The organism is Rhizobium sp. NRK18, assembly GCF_024385575.1.
Classification (GTDB): Bacteria; Pseudomonadota; Alphaproteobacteria; order Rhizobiales; family Rhizobiaceae; genus JANFMV01.
The window spans coordinates 1,154,057-1,172,895 of record NZ_JANFMV010000001.1 but is presented as its reverse complement, the minus strand read 5'-3'; the positions used below and the strand labels follow the sequence as shown (position 1 = coordinate 1,172,895).

The window sequence follows — 18,839 nt, the reverse complement described above, 5'->3', positions numbered from 1 at the left end:
CTAGCCGCCCCGGCCGGTTCCTTGATCGGCCGGGGCAGTCCAGACGGAGAGAAAACCCATGGCCATGATTGAAAACCGGCGCAAGAAGTCGCTGATTGCGTTATCGATGGTGGCGCCGTTCGTGATCACCTTCACGCTCTTCTTTCTCTATCCGGTCGTCGAGATGGTGCGCCTCAGCTTCACCGACGCACCGCTGATCGGTCCGGGGAACTGGGTCGGCTTCGACAACTACGTCAAGCTGATAACCGACCGTCTCTTCATCACATCCCTGAAGAACAACGGCTATTTCATCCTGCTGACCGTCGTGCCGACGACCATTATCGCCCTGATGATCGCGCTCGCCGTCAACCGTTTGAAAGGCGGAATGCAGGCGCTGGTCATGACGCTTTTCTTCCTGCCCTACGTCCTGCCCGTCTCCGTTGTCACGGAAATCTGGGCCTGGATGCTGGACTTCCAGTTCGGCGTCCTGCAGCCGCTGATCTCGCTGATTTCCGGAAAGCCGGTCGCCGTCTTCAAGAACCCCTACTGGGTGATGCCGACGGTCGCGGTCGTCACGATCTGGTGGACGAACGGCTTCAACGTCCTGCTGTTCATCGCCGGGCTGCGCAACATTCCGAAGGAACTCTATGAGGCCGCGGCGCTCGACGGCGCCACCAGCTTTCAGCGGTTCCGGCGCGTGACCTGGCCGCTGCTTTGGCCGGTGACCGCACTCGTACTGACCCTGCAACTCATCCTGCAGCTGAAGATATTCGACCAGATCTACCTCCTGAGCCAGGGCGGCCCGTTCAATTCGTCCTATGTGCTGCTGCTCAAGGTCTACCGCGAGGCCTTCCAGCTCAATCACGGCGGCTATTCGTCTGCTGTCGCCACGGTTCTATTCGTTCTGATCGCCGGCGTATCGGTGCTTCAGTTCCAGCTGCTTCGCATCCGGAGGGGATAATGAGCCCGGCGCGCAAAACAGAAAACATCATCCTGACGCTGATCACGCTGACGGCCGCCGCCGTCTGGATCTTTCCGCTCTACTGGGCCCTGATCACCTCGATCCGCTCGGAAGAGCGCGTCGTCAGCAATGCCAGCCTCCTGCCGGACGAATTCCAGCTGACCGCCTATGTCGAAGCCATCTTCAACACGAAGATCATGACCTGGTATTTCAATTCGGTCGGCACGGCGGTGATCGTCACCGTCGTCGTCATCCTGTTTTCGCTGATGTGCGCCTATGCGATCTCGCAGATCCGCTTTCCCGGCCGCCGCCTGCTCTACGGCATCGTGCTGGCAAGCTTCATGGTGCCGACGCAGGCGCTCGTCGTCACCCAGTTCATCCTCATGCACAAGATGGGCCTCATCAACACCTGGGGCGGCATTATCCTGCCGCAGCTGATCGTCCCGGTGGTCATCATCGTCTACAAGCAGTTCTTCGACGCCGTGCCGAAGGAAATGCGCGAGGCGGCAGTGCTCGATGGCGGCGGCGAATACACCATTCTCTTCAAGGTCTACCTGCCACTGAACTGGGGGATCACCACGGCGCTGGCTATCATCACCTTCATCGGTGTGTGGAACGCCTTCTTCTGGCCGTTCCTGATCGTCACGTCGGAAGACATGATGACGATCCCGGTCGGCATCACCCAGGTTAACGATGCCTTTGGCGTGCATTATGCCCGGCTGATGTCTGTCGCACTTCTCGCCGCCATGCCGGTCGCAGTGGCCTATCTCGTTTTCCAGAAGAAGGTGACCGAGGCGGTAATGATCTCCTCGGGGGTCAAGGGATAGGCCGCGATAGCAAGGTTACATTCATTCGATCCGCGCTCGCGGGAAATGCTGGGCAAAAGAATATTGAACCATCTTTGGGCCTTCTATCTTTTGACAATATACCGAGCCGTGTTTGTCTTTTAAATTGACCAAACGCAAGCGGACTGTCACCAGACGACGCGGCTCGGAGCAAGCAGTTTCGTCTCATGTCCGGCCGCCGGGAACCGGAGATCCATGTTACGAAAATGTCTCATCGAGACAACAGACCCCGTTGAGTTCAGCAATTTCGTCACGAGATCTTATCGCGAAACGAAAGTGTGGCCGACTGGCGAGCAATCCGGCTTCGATATACGACTGCAGCTCTCTACCACACGCAATTTGAAACTGGCGCAACTTTCCTCCCGGACAGGATACCATTGCAGCCAGATTTCCGCCGGAAAAGGGTACTTCGGGCTGTTCCTGGTTCAATCCGGAAGCGTGCGCCTCAAGAGCAAGAATGCCGCCGTAGAGGTCGCCGCGGGAACTGCTCACCTGCGTCTCGGCGGCGAGCGGCTGGAATTCGAAGCATCCGCCGGATCGACGCTTCTCCACGCAGAGATTCCCATTGCGCGATACGCGTCTCTGGCTTCCAACCACGCCGTCGCCCCGGAGGAACAACTGGGCGGATTGGAATCCGTTGTCCGGATCGAAGCACATAGCCTCTCGATCATCGAAGACATGGCGATGGTGCTGATCGGTGACCAGTCGGACATCCATCCCTTCATCAGGTCTCCTTTTGCTGCACTTCGGGTGAAGGAAGCGATCATCGCAGCATTCATCGACTATTGGCCGTCCCACGATTCCCCGGGTGGCATGGCAGACTATGGCAATACGGCCCGACGCGCCATTTCCTGGTTGCATGAGCATTTGCAGGAAGATTTCACCATGGAGGATGTCGCGAAGGCGATTGGTGTCAGCATGCGCGGCATGCAACAGGCCTTCAAGGATGACGTCGGAACCAGCCCGATAAATTACGTCCAGAGGTTGCGGCTGCAAAGGGCCCGTCAGGCCCTGCTCGATCCGTCCAGTGGCATGAGCGTGAGTGAGATCGCCCACGTGTGGGGATTTAGACACCTTGGATACTTCGCGGCAAGGTATCGCACGCTCTACGGTGAGGCTCCGTCCGAAACGCGCAGGAAAGCGCAGATGTCAAAGTCGTAATATATCACAAAAGCGCACAACCATCACACTTACGCATAAGTTGAAACGCCTGCTAAATTCCAGACTGAAATTTAAGTCACAATTAAGGTTTACGATCTTTACTCAATAGCGCCCCAAGCCTTCGTATAAAGGCTTTTTACCGCATGATGCGGATTTAAATCCAACATCTATTGCAAGAATTTTCTTTCGCGCCCTGGTGGAAACCTCGCGCGAAGCGGGGGTTACATGCGCGTAGTTATTGTCGATGACAGCACCTCGGTTGTCTCCTTTCTGGAAAGCGCCATCGGGAAGATCGAAGGCATTACAGTCTGCGCGTTCACCAAGCCGCTTGATGCATTGAAAGAGCTGAGAACGAATGACGCGGACCTGCTTCTGGTGGACTACACCATGCCGCGGATGAATGGTGTCGAATTGATACGGAAGGTCAGGCGTCATGCCATGACGCCGGACATTCCCATCATCATGCTCACCTCTGAAACCGATGCGTGTGTCAAATTGGCCGCCATGGAAGCCGGCGCGACGGAATTCGTCAACAAGCCCATCGATACGGCCGAGCTTACGATCCGGGTCCGCAACCTCATGAACCTCTGGTGCGCGCAACGCCAGCTGGCGGAACGGACCATCAAACTCGAAGCCGATATCGCCGCGGCCAACAGGCAGATCGCCAGCCAGGAAGAGGAGCTCATCTGGAGGCTGTCCAAAGCCATGTCCTGCCGGGACGGCGAGACTGCCGAACACGTCGCCCGCGTGGCAACGGTTGCCGCCCTGATCGGCGGTGAGCTGGGTCTCGATGCGAAGCTGGTGCGCACGATCTACCTCGCCTGCCCGCTTCATGACGTCGGCAAGATCGGCATTCCGGATGCCATCCTGCTCAAGCCCGGTCGGCTGAGCACGGAGGAGTTCGGGACGATGCGCCAGCATCCCTCTCTCGGAGCCGAAATCCTCAGCGACAGCTCCTCGCCCGTCATCCAGATGGCGGCCCGGATCGCAGAAAGTCACCACGAGAAATGGGACGGCAGCGGATATCCGAAGGGTCTCAGCCAGGAGGACATTCCGATCGAAGGGCGCGTGGTCGCGGTCGCAGACGTCTTCGACGCGCTCTGCAGCGAACGCCCCTACAAGCAACCCTGGCCCGTCGACAAGGCGTTCCAGGAAATCATCCGTTGCAGCGGCAGCCACTTCGATCCCGCCTGCGTCGCGGCTTTCTGCCGGCAATGGCAGAAAATCAGGGAGCTCTACCGCGAGCCCGATCAGTTTTCGGCAGACGAGGAACGTTCCTCCACCTCTGCCCACGCATCCTCAAAAACCGGAAAAGTCGCATGACCGAACATCCCGAAATTTTGCGCCTTGACGGCGCGCTGACAATCAAGACGGCGGCCGATGTCAAGGAGCGCATCTGTGCATCCCTGGAAGCCGCCTCGGCCCGCGGCGTGCCCCTGCACATCGACATCGACGAAGAGGCCGAGTGTGACCTGACGACGCCGCAGATGCTGCTGTCAGCCCTCAAGACGACCGAACAGAAAGGCATCGACCTGATCTTGAACGCCCCCGCAGAGGGCTCATTTCCCACGACCTTGCAGCGCGGCGGCTTCCTCGCCGACGGCGCTGAATTGAAAGATTTCTGGATAAAAGGATTGCAATAATGAGCGCAAACATTCTGACCGTCGACGATTCCGCAAGCATTCGGCTGACGACACGCATTGCCCTCACCGGAGCCGGCTACACGGTAACGGAAGCGGTCGACGGCGCCGACGGCCTCGACAAGATGAAGGCCGGAAGCTTCGACCTGATCGTCACCGACCTCAACATGCCGAACATGGACGGCCTGACCATGATCCGCAGCTTGCGACAGCTGCCGGCCTACATGGGGACGCCGGTCGTCTTCCTGACGACGGAGTCCGACGGCGAACTCAAGCAGCAGGCCAAGTCCGCCGGCGCGACCGGCTGGCTGACCAAGCCGTTCGAGCCCGACACCCTCGTCAAGATCGTGCGGAAGGTTCTCGGACGATGAACAATCTGGACCCGATCGCAGTCTTCATGACCGAGGCCGCCGAACAGCTCGAGCTGATCGAGGCGGGGCTCCTCGACCTGACGCGCAATCTCGATGATCGCGCCCAGATCGACGCTGTATTCCGGGGCCTCCATACGCTCAAGGGCTCGGGCTCGATGTTCGGCTTCGATCAGCTCGCAGCCTTCACGCATCATTGCGAAACGGCGTTCGATCGTGTCCGCAAGGGCGAAGCCCCGGCAACCGAAGAACTCGTCGGTGCCGTTCTCGATGCCCAGGGACACATGCAGGCGCTGCTGGAAACACCGAATGGCGACCATGAGGACATGAGCCGCAAGCTGCTGGAAAACCTGCAGCGCGCCGTCGATGGCGCCGGCGGCGCTCCGGTTCGCAGTGCTGAGACCGCAGCAGGCCCGGTTACCGAACCCGCAACCGCCGCCGCGTCCGGAATGCGGTCCTGGCTGCTGAAGTTCAGCCTGCCGGCAAACGCCATGATCAACGGCACCAACCCGCTCGGCCTTCTCGACGAGCTGCGGGAGCTCGGCGACTGCGACATCATCGCCGAAACCGACAACATTCCGCTCCTCGACGATCTCGATCCGCGGGAAATCCATCTCTCCTGGACGGTCACGCTGAACACCGACAAGCCCCAGAGCGAGATCGAGGACGTCTTCATCTTCGTCATGGATGACATGACGATGGAGCTGACGGATGTCACGCCCGCCCTGGCGGAAGTCGCAGTCGTTGCCAAGCCCGTGGCCAAGCCGGGTGAAATGGCCGTATCCGATCCGGCACCGGTTGCCCGCGAAGCCTCCGCTTCCAGCGAAAGCAGCAAGGCTCAGCCGAACGACGCGAAGGCTCAGCGCCAGGCAGACAACGTCCGCGTTCCGGCCCTCCGCCTTGACGAAATGATGGACCGCGTCGGCGAACTCGTCATAGCCCAGTCGCGATTGAGCCAGATGACCAGCTCGCTCGCCGATCTCGGCCTGCGCTCGGTCTCCGAAGAAATCGAACGCCTATCCGGCGAACTGCGCGACACCATGATGGTTCTGCGGATGATGCCGGTGGCGAGCCTCTTCAGCCGCTTCCGCCGTCTCGTGCACGATCTGGCCCGCGAAACCGGCAAGGACATCGAACTGATCACCGAAGGCGAGACCACGGAAGTCGACAAGACGGTCATCGACCGGCTCGCCGATCCGTTGATCCACCTCGTGCGCAACTCCATCGACCATGGTCTGGAAAACCCGCAGGATCGCATCGCAGCCGGCAAATTAGCGACCGGACGCGTCCAGCTGACCGCCCACCAGACCGGCAGCGAAGTTGTGATCACCATCAAGGACGACGGCCGCGGCATCGACCGTGACCGGGTGCGCGCCAAGGCCGAAGCCAACGGCCTCATCCAGCCCGGCCAGCAACTGACGGACCAGGAGCTGCTGCAGCTGATCTTCCAGCCGGGCTTTTCCACTGCCGAGAAGGTCACGAACCTTTCGGGTCGCGGCGTCGGCATGGACGTCGTCAAGAAGACGATCGAGACGCTTCGCGGCGCCATCGACGTCAAGTCGGAGTTCGGCAAGGGCTCGGAAATCGCGCTGCGCATCCCCCTGACGCTGGCCATCATCGACGGCCTTCTGGTGCGGGTCGGCAACGGCAACTACGTCATACCGCTCTCGGCGGTCGAGGAATGCCTCGAACTGACTGTGGAAGAGGATCTTCGCTCGCGCGGGCGCAGCTTCATTTCGCTGCGCGATCATCTCGTTCCGTTCATCCGCCTCAGGGAACTCTTCCGCACCGGAACGGAGCCGGAAAAATTCCAGAAGGTCGTCGTTATCTCGACCGGCAGCGAACGGGTCGGACTGGTTGTCGACCAGATCATCGGCGACCACCAGACTGTCATCAAGTCCATGTCGAAGCTTCACAACAATGTCACGTCCTTCTCGGGCGCAACGATCCTTGGCGACGGCAACGTGGCGCTCATTCTCGACGTCGCGCATCTGGTTGCCGCAGGTCAGTCCCAGGAAACGCAAATGAGGGCAGCAGGATGACGAAAACAGTCAGCAAGGCCGACCACAAGGCGCTTTGGAAGGATGAAGAGGAGCTTTCGGTCCTCACCTTCAGCCTTAACGGCGAAATATTCGCCATCGAAGCGATCATCGTTCAGGAAATCCTGGACCTGCTGCCGGAAACCAGCGTGCCGGGCAGCCTGCCCTTCGTCGGCAGCGTCATAAACTTCCGCGGCAAGGTCATACCGCTTGCCGACATTCGCGTCGCATTCGGGATGGAGGCATCCGACGTCACGATCGACAGCCGGATCGTCGTCACGGAACTCGAACTCGACGGCGAACTGGCCCTGATCGGCATTCGGACCGACAAGGTCTACGAAGTCACCCGTCTCGCGGCCAGCGCCAGCGAACCGCCTCCCATCGTCGGCATGCGCTGGCGGCCCGACTACATCCACGCTCTCGTCAAACGCGAGGGTGAATTCATCATCGTCCCGAACCTCCAGGCAATCTTTTCGTCGCAGAGCGCGCAATCGCTCAAAGCATCGGCGTGACCAAAGAAATCGAGGAAAATCAAATGCGCTTTACCATCAAACTCAAGCTCTTATTGGCCTTCGGCTTCATCATCTCCATGCTGGTTGGCACCGCGGTCTACAACGTGATGAGCCTCGCCGCCGTCAACGATCACTGGTCCGAGGCCGTCCATGGCCCCGCCGAGCGCCTCAGCCTCGCCCAGGACCTCAACATTGCCCAGCTGCAGCAGATCCGGCAGCAGAAGAACATGCTGAACGCAAATTCCATCTCGGAGCTGAAAGGCTACATAGCCAAGAGTGACGAAGAGCGCGCTGCCTTTGACAAAAACTTCGCGACCATCCTTTCCAAAGCCACCGAAAAGGGCATGGTCTACTGGAACAAGCTCAAGGACCTGACCGCCAGCTTCCGGCAGGATGACGACGAGATGCGCCGCATGCTTCTTGCCGGAGACACCGCTGGCGCCATGCGCATTTCGGCGACCACGGCACGCGAGGCGGCCTCGAAAATCGACGATCTTCTCGCTGAAGTCTTCGATCTGGAACGCGACCGCCTGGTCGTCGCGGACAAGAATGCCGCCGATGAATACGCGAAGATCCGCACCATCGTGATCACTGTGGCTACCGTCGCCTCCATCGTCGCCCTGATTGCCGCTCTCTGGATCATCATGTCGATCAACAAGGGCATTGCGCTCGCCGTCCGTACCGTGCAGACGGTTGCCGATGGCGACCTGACCGAACTTGCCGAAGTCAAGACCCGCGACGAAATCGGTGACCTGATCGGCCACGTCAACTCGATGATCGAACGCCTGCGCGGCGTCGTCGCCGATGCGCTGTCGGCTTCCGACAACGTGTCCGCCGGCAGCCAGCAGCTTTCGGCAGGGTCCGAGCAGCTCTCGCAGGGCGCGACCGAACAAGCCTCTTCGGCCGAGGAAGCCTCCGCCTCGATGGAAGAGATGGCGTCGAACATCAAGCAGAACGCCGACAATGCCGCCCAGACGGAAAAGATTGCCCGTCAGTCCGCCAAGGATGCGGAAGTCTCCGGCGAAGCCGTCACCAAGGCCGTCAATGCCATGCGGACGATCGCCGAGAAGATTTCCATCGTCCAGGAAATCGCCCGCCAGACCGACCTGCTGGCCCTGAACGCCGCTGTCGAAGCAGCCCGCGCAGGCGAACACGGCCGCGGCTTCGCGGTCGTCGCTTCCGAAGTTCGCAAGCTCGCCGAGCGCAGCCAGGCGGCAGCCGCCGAAATCTCCGGCCTGTCCGGCGAGACGGTGACGGTCGCGACGGAAGCCGGCGAAATGCTGGTCCGCCTCGTTCCGGACATCCGCAAGACGGCCGAACTGGTTGCGGAAATCTCCGCCGCCTGCCGCGAACAGGATATCGGCGCCTCGCAGATCAATGAAGCCATCCAGCAGCTCGACAAGGTGACCCAGCAGAACGCCGGCGCCTCGGAAGAAATGTCGGCAACGTCGGAAGAACTCGCCGCTCAGGCAGAAGAGCTTCAGGCCTCGATCGCCTTCTTCAAGGTCGACAATGCCGACCTCGCAAAGTCTGCAGCCACCCGCACGGCCAAGGCTCCGGCGAAGCCGGCTGCCCGCCCGGCCGTCACGAAGGCTGCACCGAGGAAGGAGAACAGCGTTGCCGCCCAGCAGGCACGGGTCAAGGGCTTCGCTCTCGACATGTCGATGGGCGGCCCGGACGCAGACGACGCGGACTTCCGGCAGAGCGCATAGGCGACTGTTCGATAAAGCAGATACGGCGCCTCAAGGCGCCGTATCGAAGCCGGTGAATGACCGCCGGTTCGAGAGAGGCCTCCCCGACATGCTCTCAAAAAAATGTGCGTTAGACCGCCAACTAAACACCGACACGTTCAATAATCACTCAGTCCGTCAGGGAATGCCTCAATGCGCTTCACCATCAAGCTGAAACTCGCACTTGCTTTCAGTCTTCTCATACTGCTGTCGACCGGCATGTCAGTCATGGCAATCATGAATCTGTCTTCACTCAATACTGCAATCACCGACATCATTCAGGGTCCCGCTGCCAACCTGCGCAACTCAAGCGACCTCTCTGACGCCGTTCTCAATGCGATCCGCAATGAAAAGAATGCAATTCTGAACACCGACCCGAAGCTCGTCGACACGTTTGTGACGGAAGTGCGCAGCAACCAGCAGAAGATCGAAACGCTGGCTGCCAAGATCCAGCTCGACCAGAACCCCGGAATTCAGTCGAAGATCACCGAATTCCTGGCCAATGTCCCCGCTTGGCGGCAAATCCAGGAAAGAGTGCTGAAGCTCGCTATCGAGAACACGGACGAGAGCAACCGGATGGCCGGCGAACTCTCCATGAGCCAAGGCCGCGCCGCAGCGGGCGAATTGCTGAAGTCACTCGGTGACCTCAACGACGCGATTGCGACCGACCTGGCCGCGACGGACAATTCCACCAATCAGCAATACGCCTTCTCGCGCAACCTGCTGCTTGGCGCTCTGGCAGTCATGTTCGTACTCTCTGTCGCCGTCGCAGTCTGGATCGCTCTCGGCATCAATAACGGCCTCAAGAAGATCCAGGCGGTCGCAGAGGCAGTCGCCATCGGCGATCTGGACCAGGACATCGAGATCAAGACCAACGATGAGATCAAGGACCTGGTCAACACGATCAACGTCATGACAGGCAACCTGCGCAATACTGCCGACATCGCCGACCAGATCGCCAACGGCAACCTGACGGTCGAACCCAAGCCGCTTTCCGACAAGGATACGCTCGGCATTTCGCTGCAGTCGATGGTCGAGCGCCTGCGCGGCGTCGTCGCCGATGCCATGTCCGCATCCGACAACGTCTCATCCGGCAGCCAGCAGCTCTCCTCGGGCTCCGAGCAACTCTCGCAGGGCGCAACCGAACAGGCCTCATCGGCCGAGGAAGCCTCCGCCTCGATGGAAGAGATGGCGTCGAACATCAAGCAGAACGCCGACAACGCCGCCCAGACGGAAAAGATCGCCCGTCAGTCGGCCAAGGATGCAGAGGCTTCCGGCGACGCCGTCAACAAGGCCGTCAATGCCATGCGGACGATCGCCCAGAAGATCTCCATCGTCCAGGAAATCGCCCGTCAGACCGACCTGCTGGCCCTGAACGCCGCTGTTGAAGCAGCCCGCGCCGGCGAACACGGCAAGGGCTTCGCGGTCGTCGCCTCCGAAGTCCGCAAGCTCGCCGAGCGCAGCCAGGCGGCAGCTGCCGAAATCTCCGGCCTCTCCGGCGAGACGGTCTCCGTTGCCACCGAAGCAGGCGAGATGCTCGCACGCCTGGTCCCGGATATCCGCAAGACGGCCGAGCTCGTCTCGGAAATCTCTGCGGCTTGCCGTGAGCAGGATATCGGCGCCTCGCAGATCAACGAGGCCATCCAGCAGCTCGACAAGGTGACCCAGCAGAATGCCGGCGCCTCGGAAGAAATGTCGGCAACCTCGGAAGAACTCGCCGCACAGGCGGAAGAGCTTCAGGCCTCGATCGCCTTCTTCAAGGTCGACAGCAGCGTCGGCGGCAAACCGGCCCATCAGGTCCGCGTGACAAGCCCGGCCAAGCAGGTTGCCCGCAAGGTTCCGGCCAAGCCGGCGCAAAAGCCCAACAACACGGTTGCCGCCCAGCAGGCCCGCGCAAAGGGCTTCGCGCTCGACATGTCGATGGGCGGTCCCGACAGCGACGACAACAACTTCAAGGAGAGCGCATGATGGCGGACAAGGCCGGCGAAGGACAGTATGTAACGTTCAGCCTCGACGACGAATGCTTTGCCGTTCCGGTCGAGGTGGTTCGGGAAATCCTGGATCATCAGGATGTGTTCCGCATCCCGCATGGCCCGGACTACCTCTTGGGGCTGCGGGACGTGCGCGGCCAGGGCGTGCCGATCATCGACCTCCGTCTGCGTCTCGGCATGTCCGCCACGCAGAAGACCCTGCACACGCGCGTGCTGGTCATCGACGTGCCGCTGGCCGGGCGGATGTTGACGCTCGGCCTCGTTGCCGACCGCGTGCACGAGGTCGCCTCCTTTCAGGCGACAGGCATCGAGGGCGCGCCGGATATCGGCGTGCGCTGGCCCTCCGACTATATCGCCGGCGTTGTCCGGCGCGAGACGGACTTCGTGGTCATCGTCAACCTCGCCCGCCTGTTTGACGACAGCGATGCGAAATCCCTGACCGGCATCGGTCAAAAGCAGGTGGAAATGGCATGATCGGAAGTGCAGCAAGAGCGCAGCGGCACACTGAAGCAGAGGCGTCGCCGGGCGACGTCTCCGGCCTCTCCCATCGCAATTTCGAGATGCTGGCGCGCTACATATACGATTACAGCGGCATCAAGATGCCCTCCTCCAAGCGAACCATGCTGGAGGGCCGCATCCGCCGCCGATTGCGTCCGACCGGCCTGCAAGACCTGAACGAGTACTGCGATTACCTCTTCAAGCATGGCGGCCTTGAAAGCGAGGCCGTGCACCTGATCGATGCGGTCACGACCAACAAGACCGACTTCTTTCGCGAGCCGAAGCACTTCGAACACATGATGCAGACCAGCCTGCCCGAACTGGCGGCCGCTGGCCACAAGCGGTTGCGGCTCTGGAGCGCCGCCTGCTCCATCGGTGCGGAACCCTACACGCTTGCCATGGTGATGGAGGACTTCAAGGCCGCATCCGGGCAGAAGCTTGACTACACAATTCTGGCGACAGACCTGTCGACCGACGTCCTGAAGATCGCCCATCGCGGCATCTATCCCACCGGCATGATCCAGCCGGTCTCCAAGCCGCAACGCGCCCGTTATGTCATGGAATCGCGCGATCAGGCACGCGACGAAGTGCGCATTCATCCGAAATTGCGTTCGCACGTCGGTTTCGCGCGCCTGAACCTGATGGACAGCAGCTACAAGGTCGGCGATCTCATGCAGATCGTATTCTGCCGGAACGTGCTGATCTACTTCGACAAGGAGACACAGCAGAAAGTGCTCTCCCGGCTCTGCGACAATCTCATGGAGGGCGGCTACCTCTATGTCGGCCACTCGGAAACGATCACCGGCCTGAAGTTGCCCGTCAAGCAGGTGGCCAACACGGTGTTCAGAAAGGTCTAGGACATGCAACTCGGCAGGAAAATCCGTGTCCTGATCGTCGACGACAGCGCCAGCGTCCGCCAGGCCTTGACCCGCGTTCTGGAGGCCGACAACGAGATCGAGATCATCGGCGTCGCCTCCGATCCCTTCATGGCCGCCAAGAAGATCCAGGAAGAGATCCCGGACGTCATCACGCTCGACGTGGAAATGCCGCGCATGGACGGCATCACCTTTCTGCGCAAGTTGATGTCGCAGCATCCCATTCCGGTGGTGATGTGCTCGTCGCTGACGGAGGCAGGCTCGGAAACGCTGATGCAGGCGCTGGAAGCCGGCGCCGTCGACATCATCCTGAAGCCGAAGATCGCGGCAGCCGACCATCTGGAAGAGACCGGCGCGATGATCCGCGAAACGGTCAAGGGCGCCGCTGCGGCCCGATTGGGCGCGCGACGTCGCCTCGTACCGGCCCCGACCAAGATCCAGGGCAAGCTGACGGCCGATGCCGTCCTGCCTCCCCCCACCGGCAGGGCCATGGCCAAGACGACGGAAATGGTCGTCTGCGTCGGCGCGTCCACGGGCGGAACCGAGGCGCTACGCGAATTTCTCGTCGCCCTGCCGGCCAACACGCCCGGCATCGTCATCGTCCAGCACATGCCGGAAAAGTTCACTGCCGCCTTTGCCAACCGATTGAACGGATTGTGCGAGGTCGAGGTCAAGGAAGCGGAGAACGGCGACCCCGTGCTTCGCGGTCATGTCCTGATCGCTCCCGGCGGCCGGCACATGATGCTCGAACGTCAGGGCGCGCGCTACTGCGTTGCCATCAAGGATGGCCCGCTCGTCTCCCGCCATCGTCCGTCGGTCGACGTTCTCTTCCGGTCGGCGGCGAGGTCGGCCGGCAGCAACGCCATGGGCATCATCATGACCGGGATGGGCGATGACGGCGCTCGCGGAATGGAAGAGATGCACAAGGGTGGCGCCTTCACCGTGGCCCAGGACGAGGCGACCTCCGTCGTCTTCGGCATGCCGAAGGAAGCGATCGCCCGCGGCGGCGTCGATCGGGTGGTACCGCTCGAACAGATCGCCCGGGAATTGCTTGCCGCGGACCGCCGGCATCTGGGCTGAATCCCGGGTGTTACCGGACATTAAGCACGATCAGAAGTAGTCCACGGAATTTACCAGACATTTCAGTTTGTTGCCTCTTATGAAGCGGACAACGGGGACACGAAGAAGACCATGAATGCTTTGGCGAGACTGACACCGGCCACCTACGAGGTGGCGGCGGCCGATACGGACGGCATCGCGTGCAGGCTGGAGGAGGCCAGATCGCAGATCGAGCAGAGGTTTCTCGAGGGCGGGACCCTGCTGGTCTCGGTTCTGGAGGTTTTCACCCAGTTGACCCAGGTGCTGGAGAGGGTCAGCGGCTCGCTGAAGGAGGAAGAGGCGGCCGAAGCGTCCCAGGAACTCGCCCTGACGGCCAGCCTCATTGCCGAACTTCCCGAAGCGCAGACATTCCGTGACATGCGGCTTGGAGAGATCGGTGTCGAGGGCCAGGCTCTCGGCCGGGAAATCCAGGCGATGGAAGAAACGCTCCGCTACCTCAGGACCTTCGCGACCACGGCCAAGATTACCGGCGCGCATATTCCCGACTTTGCCGGCTTCGCCGTCGAGATCATCGAGCGGATCCAGTTCGCGACCAAGGAAGTCAAAAGCCTCTCGGACCGGATCGCCACCCTGCACGGCATGATCGGTCAGGCGACAGCGGTCAGCGGCTCCAAGATGAGCCGCCATGACGCGGATATTCCGCTGATCGTCGCCGATCTGAAGAACAACGCCGGGGCCATCAAGTCGCAGCGCGAAGCGTTGGGCAAGGTCGCGGCCAAGGTCACCGACATGGCCCACAAGGTCCAGGGGCGGCTTGCCAGCAGCCTGTCCGCGCTGCAGATCGGCGACGTCACGCGCCAGCGCATCGAGCACTGCCAGGCAGCCTATTCCATTGCCCAGGCCCAGATCGAAGCCAATGCAGCAGCACTTGACGACGACAGCAGGGAGCGGCTTCTTGCGGCCGTCACCAAGCTCGTACACGAGCAGCTGAATGCGCTGAGCAGCGATTTCTCCCGCGAATGCAGCACGATCGTCGGCAATATCCGCGCCTTTTTTAACGACGCCTCTTCGCTGATGCAGGTCTACGAGACCCTGCTGCCACGCCAAGCCGGAACGGAGACAACGCCTCTGGCGGCGGTCAAGGCGGGCCTGGAAAACGCCCGCGGCACCGTCGGCGCCATCGAACGGTCGGCCGCCGAGGCCATGCGGCTTTCCACATCCGCCAACGGCGTGGTGGAAGATCTTGTCCGCAGCGTCGAAACCATTCAGCTGGTCCGCACAGACATCCAGTACATGGCGCTCAATACCAATCTGCGCTGCGGCAGGCTCGGCGAGGAAGGCCGCGCGATCGCCGTCGTCACCAGCGAACTGAGGACATTTTCCGCCAAGCTGGACGAAGCCGCGGATCGCGCACTCGTCAACCTGCGCCGGCTGGAGACCCTGGCGAGCGACCTGCAGAAGACCCGATCCGAAGGGGACGGCCAGGACCTGTCGGCGCATATCGACATCGCCCTCAGCCATGTCACCACGGCGGCCGACACCGTCGATCTGCAGATGGGCGAACTGCGGGACTGCGGCAGCAATGTTTCCGCCCAGCTTGCCGCTGCCACTACCGGCCTCAACTTCCACCACGGCATACAGGATATCATCGCCGCCTGCGCCGAGCGCACGGCGTCTGCGCGTAGCGCAACGGTCGATCTGACGGGACTGGAGGAGATTGCCTCCGCCATATCCACCCAGGTCTTCAAGACCTATACGATGAAGTCGGAACGGGATGTCCACGTCCACGTGCTTGGTTTGCCGGAGTCCGCGGGCGCGGCCGCTGCTCCCGCGCAATCTCAAAAGGACGATGACGATCTCTTCGAGGACGCCCTTTTCTGATCGACGTCAGGCAACGTTGAGGACGGAACCCTCTTCCGTCGTTCTGCCGACCGCATAGGGCATGATCCGGCGGAAGACTTCCATGCCGAGCATGTGCGCGTTGTGCTGCGCCTTGTCGAGGTTGCTGACGCGCTGGGCGTCCATCGTGTAGAGCGTCTCACCTGCCCCGAAGACATCGCGGAAGGCCGAACGCTCGATGATCGGCGTATCGAGAAGATGCACGCGCTTTTCTTCCAGAAGGGCCTTTACGGCCTGCAATGCGCGGGTGGTCACCATGGGATTGATGCGGGTCAAAACGACCGAATGCGGAATGTGAATGCCGGCCCGAACCTTCAGATACTGCAGGATCTCGATGACGTTGGCCGCGCCCTGCGCATCCATGGCCGAGCCCTGCACCGGAATGATCACGTATTGCGAATGGCCGAGCGCCTGGGCCAGAAGCGGACTGCGGGAACCTGGCAGATCCACGAGGACGAAATCGTTCTTTGTCTTCGCAGCCTTTATGTTGCGATCGAGATTGGCGGCAGAGACATAGGACACGACCGAAAGCTTGGCCGGAACATTGGCGCCGAGCTGCTCGTACCATTTGGAGATCCAGTTCTGCGGATCACAGTCCAGAACGGCGACGGAATATCCCATGCGTTCAAGCTCGCACGCGATGATCAGCACCGCCGTGGTCTTGCCGGCCCCACCCTTGGTATTGGCGAAAGTGATGACCGTCATGATATGCTCCGAAGCTGATGGCTAGCCGACATTTCCGAAGAAAATCATAAGGTTTCATGGTTAACCGACTGCTAACAGCAGCCGGTCCGGTCAATTTTCGGGCGCTATTTCGGTCGATCACATCCGAAAATTGCAGCCTCTTACGCGGCGCTCATGACACCGTCGCTCTGTCGGCGGGAAAGAACGAAGTCGAACAGCCGGGACGTTTCGCCATCCTCGCTGACACCCGCAATCCGCGACCAGACCGATTGGAACAGCAAGGCGCCCGTCAGCGTCATGAAATCGTGGGCATGTGACGCCGGGTCGGTTTGGGCCGAAAGACCGGCGCGCATCGCCCGCCAACGATCGCGAAGCCGCAGCACGTCGGGATGCGCGGTCAATCGGCAAATCAGGGCGTCAAAGGAATCTGCGCCTGCGCCGCCATCCGCCCGCAAGCCGCGTGTGGCCAGCGCCAGCGCGTGGATGCCGTTCGCGCCCTCATAGATCGAAGTGATGCGGGCGTCGCGCCATGTCTGCGCCACCCGGTACTCGCCAAGATAGCCGTACCCGCCCAGGATCTGGATCCCGAGATCAGCCGCCCGGATACCCGCCTCCGTGCAGAAGACCTTGCAGACCGGCGTCAGGAAGTCGACCAGCGGCCCGGCATCGCCGCGAGCCTGCTCGACCAGTGTCAGATGCACCATGGCGCGGGCACCGAGCGCGAGCGTGCGCTGCTCGTCAAGCATCCGGCGCACATCGGCATGGTCCGCCAACACGGCCGAGCCGCCGTCGCTCCGGCGACCCTGCACGCGTTCGCCGGCATAGGCGGCGGCGATGGCGGACGCGCGGGCAGCATGGGCGACGCCCTGCAGCGCCACATCGAGTCGGGCGTGGTTCATCACCTTGAACATCGCCTTCAGTCCCTCGCCCTCCTTGCCGACCAGTTCTGCCGGGGTCCCCGAAAACGCCATCTGGCATGTGGGTGACGCGTGCAGACCGAGTTTCTCCTCGATGCGCACGATGCCGATCGTCGCACCCGCCCGCGATCGGCTGGTCAGAAAGAGCGACAGTCCTTTGACACCGTCCTCCGGCGCGCCGGTGCGGGCGAGGACCAGATGCAGGATGTCATCCGACATGTCCTGGTCACCGCCGGAGATGAAGATCTTTTCGCCGTCGAGCCGCCAGCCGTCGCCGCTCTGCACCGCCCGGGTGCGGATGCGCGACAGATCGGAACCGGCACCGGGTTCCGTCAGGCACATGGTCGACAGGACCTCGCCCGCCGACAGACGTGGAACCCACTCGGCCTGCTGGGCTTCGCTCCCGAAGGCCAGCAATGTGGACACGGCGCCGGGAACGAGATTGCACACCATCTGCAGGGAATGGCAGGCACCGGAGAAGATTTCCGAGATGCCGGCCGCGACAAGCCCGCCCTGCCCCATGCCGCCGAACTGTTCGGGCGCGGTCAATCCCTGCCAACCCATTTCGACAAGCTGGCGGAAAGCCGGCGCAAAGCCGTCCGGCATGCGCACCCGGCCGCCCTCGAGCCGGCAGCCCTGCCGGTCGCCGATCTCGTCCAGAGGCGCGATCACCCCTTCTGCGAAATCGGCGAAGTGACGGATGATGCCCTCGGCCAATTCCCCGTCCCAGCCCGGCAAGGACGTCGCATCGGCCACCTGAACCATCGAAAAGAGGATGTCGTCGACGGGAGCCGCAAACGGGATCATTGAGAAACGCCCAGAAGACGCATCGCGTTCTCCTTCAGGATCAGCGGCCTCACCTCGTCCTTGAAGTCCGCCTTGTCGAAGGCGTCGAGCCATTTTTCCGGCGAGATCATCGGCCAGTCGGATCCGAACAGCATCTTCTTCTTCAGTATGCTGTTGGCGTAGCGCACCAGGATCGGCGGGAAATATTTCGGCGACCAGCCGGAGAGGTCGATATAGACGTTCGGCTTGTGCTGGGCGACGGCCAGCGCCTCCTCCTGCCACGGAAAGCTCGGATGGGCGGCGATGATGTTCATGTCGGGAAAATCGACAGCCACATCATCGAGATGCATCGGGTTGGAATATTTGAGCCGCATTCCGTTGCCGCCGCGCATGCCCGATCCGACCCCGGTCTGGCCGGTATGGAACAGGGCCACGCAGCGATGCTCGGCCAGAACCTCGTAGAACGGGTAGGCCATGCGATCATTGGGATAGAAGCCCTGCATGGTCGGGTGGAACTTGAAGCCCTTTATGCCATGCTCCTCGACCAGCCGCCGCGCCTCGCGCACCGCCATCTTGCCCTTCCACGGATCGATCGAGGCAAACGGAATGAGGACGTCGTCGTTCTGCTTGACGAGTTCCAGCACCTCGTCGTTGGAATAGCGGCGATAGCCCGTCTCGCGTTCGGCGTCGACCGGGAAGATCACCGCCGCGATATTCTTCTCGCGGTAATGAGCCGCCGTCTGCGGAATGGTCGGCGGGTGTGTCCATGGCGCGCCGAAATAGCCGGCCATCGTGCATTGCAGTTCGTCATAGCCGTCGTCGGCATGGCAGCCGCAGGGCTCCTCGGCATGGGTGTGAATGTCGATCGCGCGAACCTTGGCAAAATCCACCATGT

17 protein-coding genes are annotated in these 18,839 nt (G+C 61.5%); 14 read left to right on the top strand and 3 right to left on the bottom strand.

The window, feature by feature from the left end; all coding sequences use genetic code 11:
* Nucleotides 1-58 precede the first annotated feature (58 nt).
* From NN662_RS05355 to NN662_RS05290, 14 genes are all read left to right on the top strand, one after another.
* Nucleotides 59-940 (top strand): carbohydrate ABC transporter permease, encoded by an 882-nt coding sequence (locus NN662_RS05355; RefSeq protein ID WP_410010905.1) that lies wholly within the window; start codon nucleotides 59-61, stop codon nucleotides 938-940.
* Entirely contained in the window at nucleotides 940-1,767 is an 828-nt protein-coding gene (locus NN662_RS05350; protein ID WP_261929271.1) for a carbohydrate ABC transporter permease, read from the top strand. The genes NN662_RS05355 and NN662_RS05350 overlap by 1 nt, the downstream gene beginning before the upstream one ends.
* A gap of 213 nt (nucleotides 1,768-1,980) precedes the next feature.
* Nucleotides 1,981-2,946: a helix-turn-helix transcriptional regulator gene (locus tag NN662_RS05345; RefSeq protein WP_261929270.1), complete on the top strand. Its 966-nt coding sequence runs from the start codon at nucleotides 1,981-1,983 to the stop codon at nucleotides 2,944-2,946.
* A 225-nt stretch (nucleotides 2,947-3,171) separates the two neighbouring features.
* Nucleotides 3,172-4,269, top strand: a complete 1,098-nt coding sequence (locus NN662_RS05340) for an HD domain-containing phosphohydrolase (RefSeq protein ID WP_261929269.1) — start codon at nucleotides 3,172-3,174, stop codon at nucleotides 4,267-4,269.
* Nucleotides 4,266-4,589 (top strand): STAS domain-containing protein, encoded by a 324-nt coding sequence (locus NN662_RS05335; RefSeq protein WP_261929268.1) that lies wholly within the window; start codon nucleotides 4,266-4,268, stop codon nucleotides 4,587-4,589. Before NN662_RS05340 ends, NN662_RS05335 begins: the two co-directional genes overlap by 4 nt.
* Nucleotides 4,589-4,957 carry a response regulator gene (locus NN662_RS05330; RefSeq protein WP_261929267.1) on the top strand — a complete coding sequence of 123 codons (369 nt, stop codon included), beginning with the start codon at nucleotides 4,589-4,591 and terminating at the stop codon, nucleotides 4,955-4,957. The genes NN662_RS05335 and NN662_RS05330 overlap by 1 nt, the downstream gene beginning before the upstream one ends.
* Complete coding sequence (locus tag NN662_RS05325) at nucleotides 4,954-6,996, top strand: chemotaxis protein CheA (RefSeq protein ID WP_261929266.1); 2,043 nt, start codon at nucleotides 4,954-4,956, stop codon at nucleotides 6,994-6,996. The genes NN662_RS05330 and NN662_RS05325 overlap by 4 nt, the downstream gene beginning before the upstream one ends.
* Nucleotides 6,993-7,505 (top strand): chemotaxis protein CheW, encoded by a 513-nt coding sequence (locus tag NN662_RS05320; RefSeq protein WP_261929265.1) that lies wholly within the window; start codon nucleotides 6,993-6,995, stop codon nucleotides 7,503-7,505. Before NN662_RS05325 ends, NN662_RS05320 begins: the two co-directional genes overlap by 4 nt.
* Nucleotides 7,506-7,528: 23 nt before the next feature.
* On the top strand, nucleotides 7,529-9,217 hold the full coding sequence (locus NN662_RS05315) for a methyl-accepting chemotaxis protein (protein WP_261929264.1): 1,689 nt from the start codon (nucleotides 7,529-7,531) through the stop codon (nucleotides 9,215-9,217).
* A gap of 171 nt (nucleotides 9,218-9,388) precedes the next feature.
* The gene (locus NN662_RS05310) at nucleotides 9,389-11,203 is read left to right on the top strand and encodes a methyl-accepting chemotaxis protein (RefSeq protein WP_261929263.1); all 1,815 of its coding nucleotides are present in this window, start codon (nucleotides 9,389-9,391) and stop codon (nucleotides 11,201-11,203) included.
* A complete protein-coding gene (locus tag NN662_RS05305) occupies nucleotides 11,203-11,700 on the top strand; it encodes a chemotaxis protein CheW (protein ID WP_261931866.1) in 498 nt (165 codons plus the stop codon). Before NN662_RS05310 ends, NN662_RS05305 begins: the two co-directional genes overlap by 1 nt.
* Nucleotides 11,697-12,581, top strand: a complete 885-nt coding sequence (locus tag NN662_RS05300) for a CheR family methyltransferase (protein WP_261929262.1) — start codon at nucleotides 11,697-11,699, stop codon at nucleotides 12,579-12,581. Before NN662_RS05305 ends, NN662_RS05300 begins: the two co-directional genes overlap by 4 nt.
* Nucleotides 12,582-12,584: 3 nt before the next feature.
* Complete coding sequence (locus NN662_RS05295; RefSeq protein ID WP_261929261.1) at nucleotides 12,585-13,679, top strand: chemotaxis response regulator protein-glutamate methylesterase; 1,095 nt, start codon at nucleotides 12,585-12,587, stop codon at nucleotides 13,677-13,679.
* Between the two features lie 111 nt (nucleotides 13,680-13,790).
* Nucleotides 13,791-15,539: a hypothetical protein gene (locus NN662_RS05290; protein WP_261929260.1), complete on the top strand. Its 1,749-nt coding sequence runs from the start codon at nucleotides 13,791-13,793 to the stop codon at nucleotides 15,537-15,539.
* A 6-nt stretch (nucleotides 15,540-15,545) separates the two neighbouring features.
* Here NN662_RS05290 and NN662_RS05285 read toward each other — a convergent pair whose 3' ends face one another.
* The 3 genes from NN662_RS05285 to NN662_RS05275 all read right to left on the bottom strand — a co-directional run bounded on the left by NN662_RS05285 (nucleotide 15,546) and on the right by NN662_RS05275 (nucleotide 18,837).
* Nucleotides 15,546-16,262: a ParA family protein gene (locus tag NN662_RS05285; RefSeq protein ID WP_261929259.1), complete on the bottom strand. Its 717-nt coding sequence runs from the start codon at nucleotides 16,260-16,262 to the stop codon at nucleotides 15,546-15,548.
* A gap of 140 nt (nucleotides 16,263-16,402) precedes the next feature.
* On the bottom strand, nucleotides 16,403-17,965 hold the full coding sequence (locus tag NN662_RS05280) for an acyl-CoA dehydrogenase family protein (protein ID WP_261929258.1): 1,563 nt from the start codon (nucleotides 17,963-17,965) through the stop codon (nucleotides 16,403-16,405).
* Nucleotides 17,962-18,837 (bottom strand): amidohydrolase family protein, encoded by an 876-nt coding sequence (locus NN662_RS05275; protein ID WP_261929257.1) that lies wholly within the window; start codon nucleotides 18,835-18,837, stop codon nucleotides 17,962-17,964. The genes NN662_RS05280 and NN662_RS05275 overlap by 4 nt, the downstream gene beginning before the upstream one ends.
* Between the last annotated feature and the right edge of the window lie 2 nt (nucleotides 18,838-18,839).

Excerpts from the sequence above, each read along its gene's own strand:
- NN662_RS05355 (WP_410010905.1), top strand. The coding sequence starts at position 59 with ATGGCCATGATTGAAAACCGGCGCAAGAAGTCGCTGATTGCGTTATCG.
- NN662_RS05350 (WP_261929271.1), top strand. The coding sequence starts at position 940 with ATGAGCCCGGCGCGCAAAACAGAAAACATCATCCTGACGCTGATCACG.
- NN662_RS05345 (WP_261929270.1), top strand. The coding sequence starts at position 1,981 with ATGTTACGAAAATGTCTCATCGAGACAACAGACCCCGTTGAGTTCAGC.
- NN662_RS05340 (WP_261929269.1), top strand. The coding sequence starts at position 3,172 with ATGCGCGTAGTTATTGTCGATGACAGCACCTCGGTTGTCTCCTTTCTG.
- NN662_RS05335 (WP_261929268.1), top strand. The coding sequence starts at position 4,266 with ATGACCGAACATCCCGAAATTTTGCGCCTTGACGGCGCGCTGACAATC.
- NN662_RS05330 (WP_261929267.1), top strand. The coding sequence starts at position 4,589 with ATGAGCGCAAACATTCTGACCGTCGACGATTCCGCAAGCATTCGGCTG.
- NN662_RS05325 (WP_261929266.1), top strand. The coding sequence starts at position 4,954 with ATGAACAATCTGGACCCGATCGCAGTCTTCATGACCGAGGCCGCCGAA.
- NN662_RS05320 (WP_261929265.1), top strand. The coding sequence starts at position 6,993 with ATGACGAAAACAGTCAGCAAGGCCGACCACAAGGCGCTTTGGAAGGAT.
- NN662_RS05315 (WP_261929264.1), top strand. The coding sequence starts at position 7,529 with ATGCGCTTTACCATCAAACTCAAGCTCTTATTGGCCTTCGGCTTCATC.
- NN662_RS05310 (WP_261929263.1), top strand. The coding sequence starts at position 9,389 with ATGCGCTTCACCATCAAGCTGAAACTCGCACTTGCTTTCAGTCTTCTC.
- NN662_RS05305 (WP_261931866.1), top strand. The coding sequence starts at position 11,203 with ATGGCGGACAAGGCCGGCGAAGGACAGTATGTAACGTTCAGCCTCGAC.
- NN662_RS05300 (WP_261929262.1), top strand. The coding sequence starts at position 11,697 with ATGATCGGAAGTGCAGCAAGAGCGCAGCGGCACACTGAAGCAGAGGCG.
- NN662_RS05295 (WP_261929261.1), top strand. The coding sequence starts at position 12,585 with ATGCAACTCGGCAGGAAAATCCGTGTCCTGATCGTCGACGACAGCGCC.
- NN662_RS05290 (WP_261929260.1), top strand. The coding sequence starts at position 13,791 with ATGAATGCTTTGGCGAGACTGACACCGGCCACCTACGAGGTGGCGGCG.
- NN662_RS05285 (WP_261929259.1), bottom strand. The coding sequence starts at position 16,262 with ATGACGGTCATCACTTTCGCCAATACCAAGGGTGGGGCCGGCAAGACC.
- NN662_RS05280 (WP_261929258.1), bottom strand. The coding sequence starts at position 17,965 with ATGATCCCGTTTGCGGCTCCCGTCGACGACATCCTCTTTTCGATGGTT.
- NN662_RS05275 (WP_261929257.1), bottom strand. The coding sequence starts at position 18,837 with ATGGTGGATTTTGCCAAGGTTCGCGCGATCGACATTCACACCCATGCC.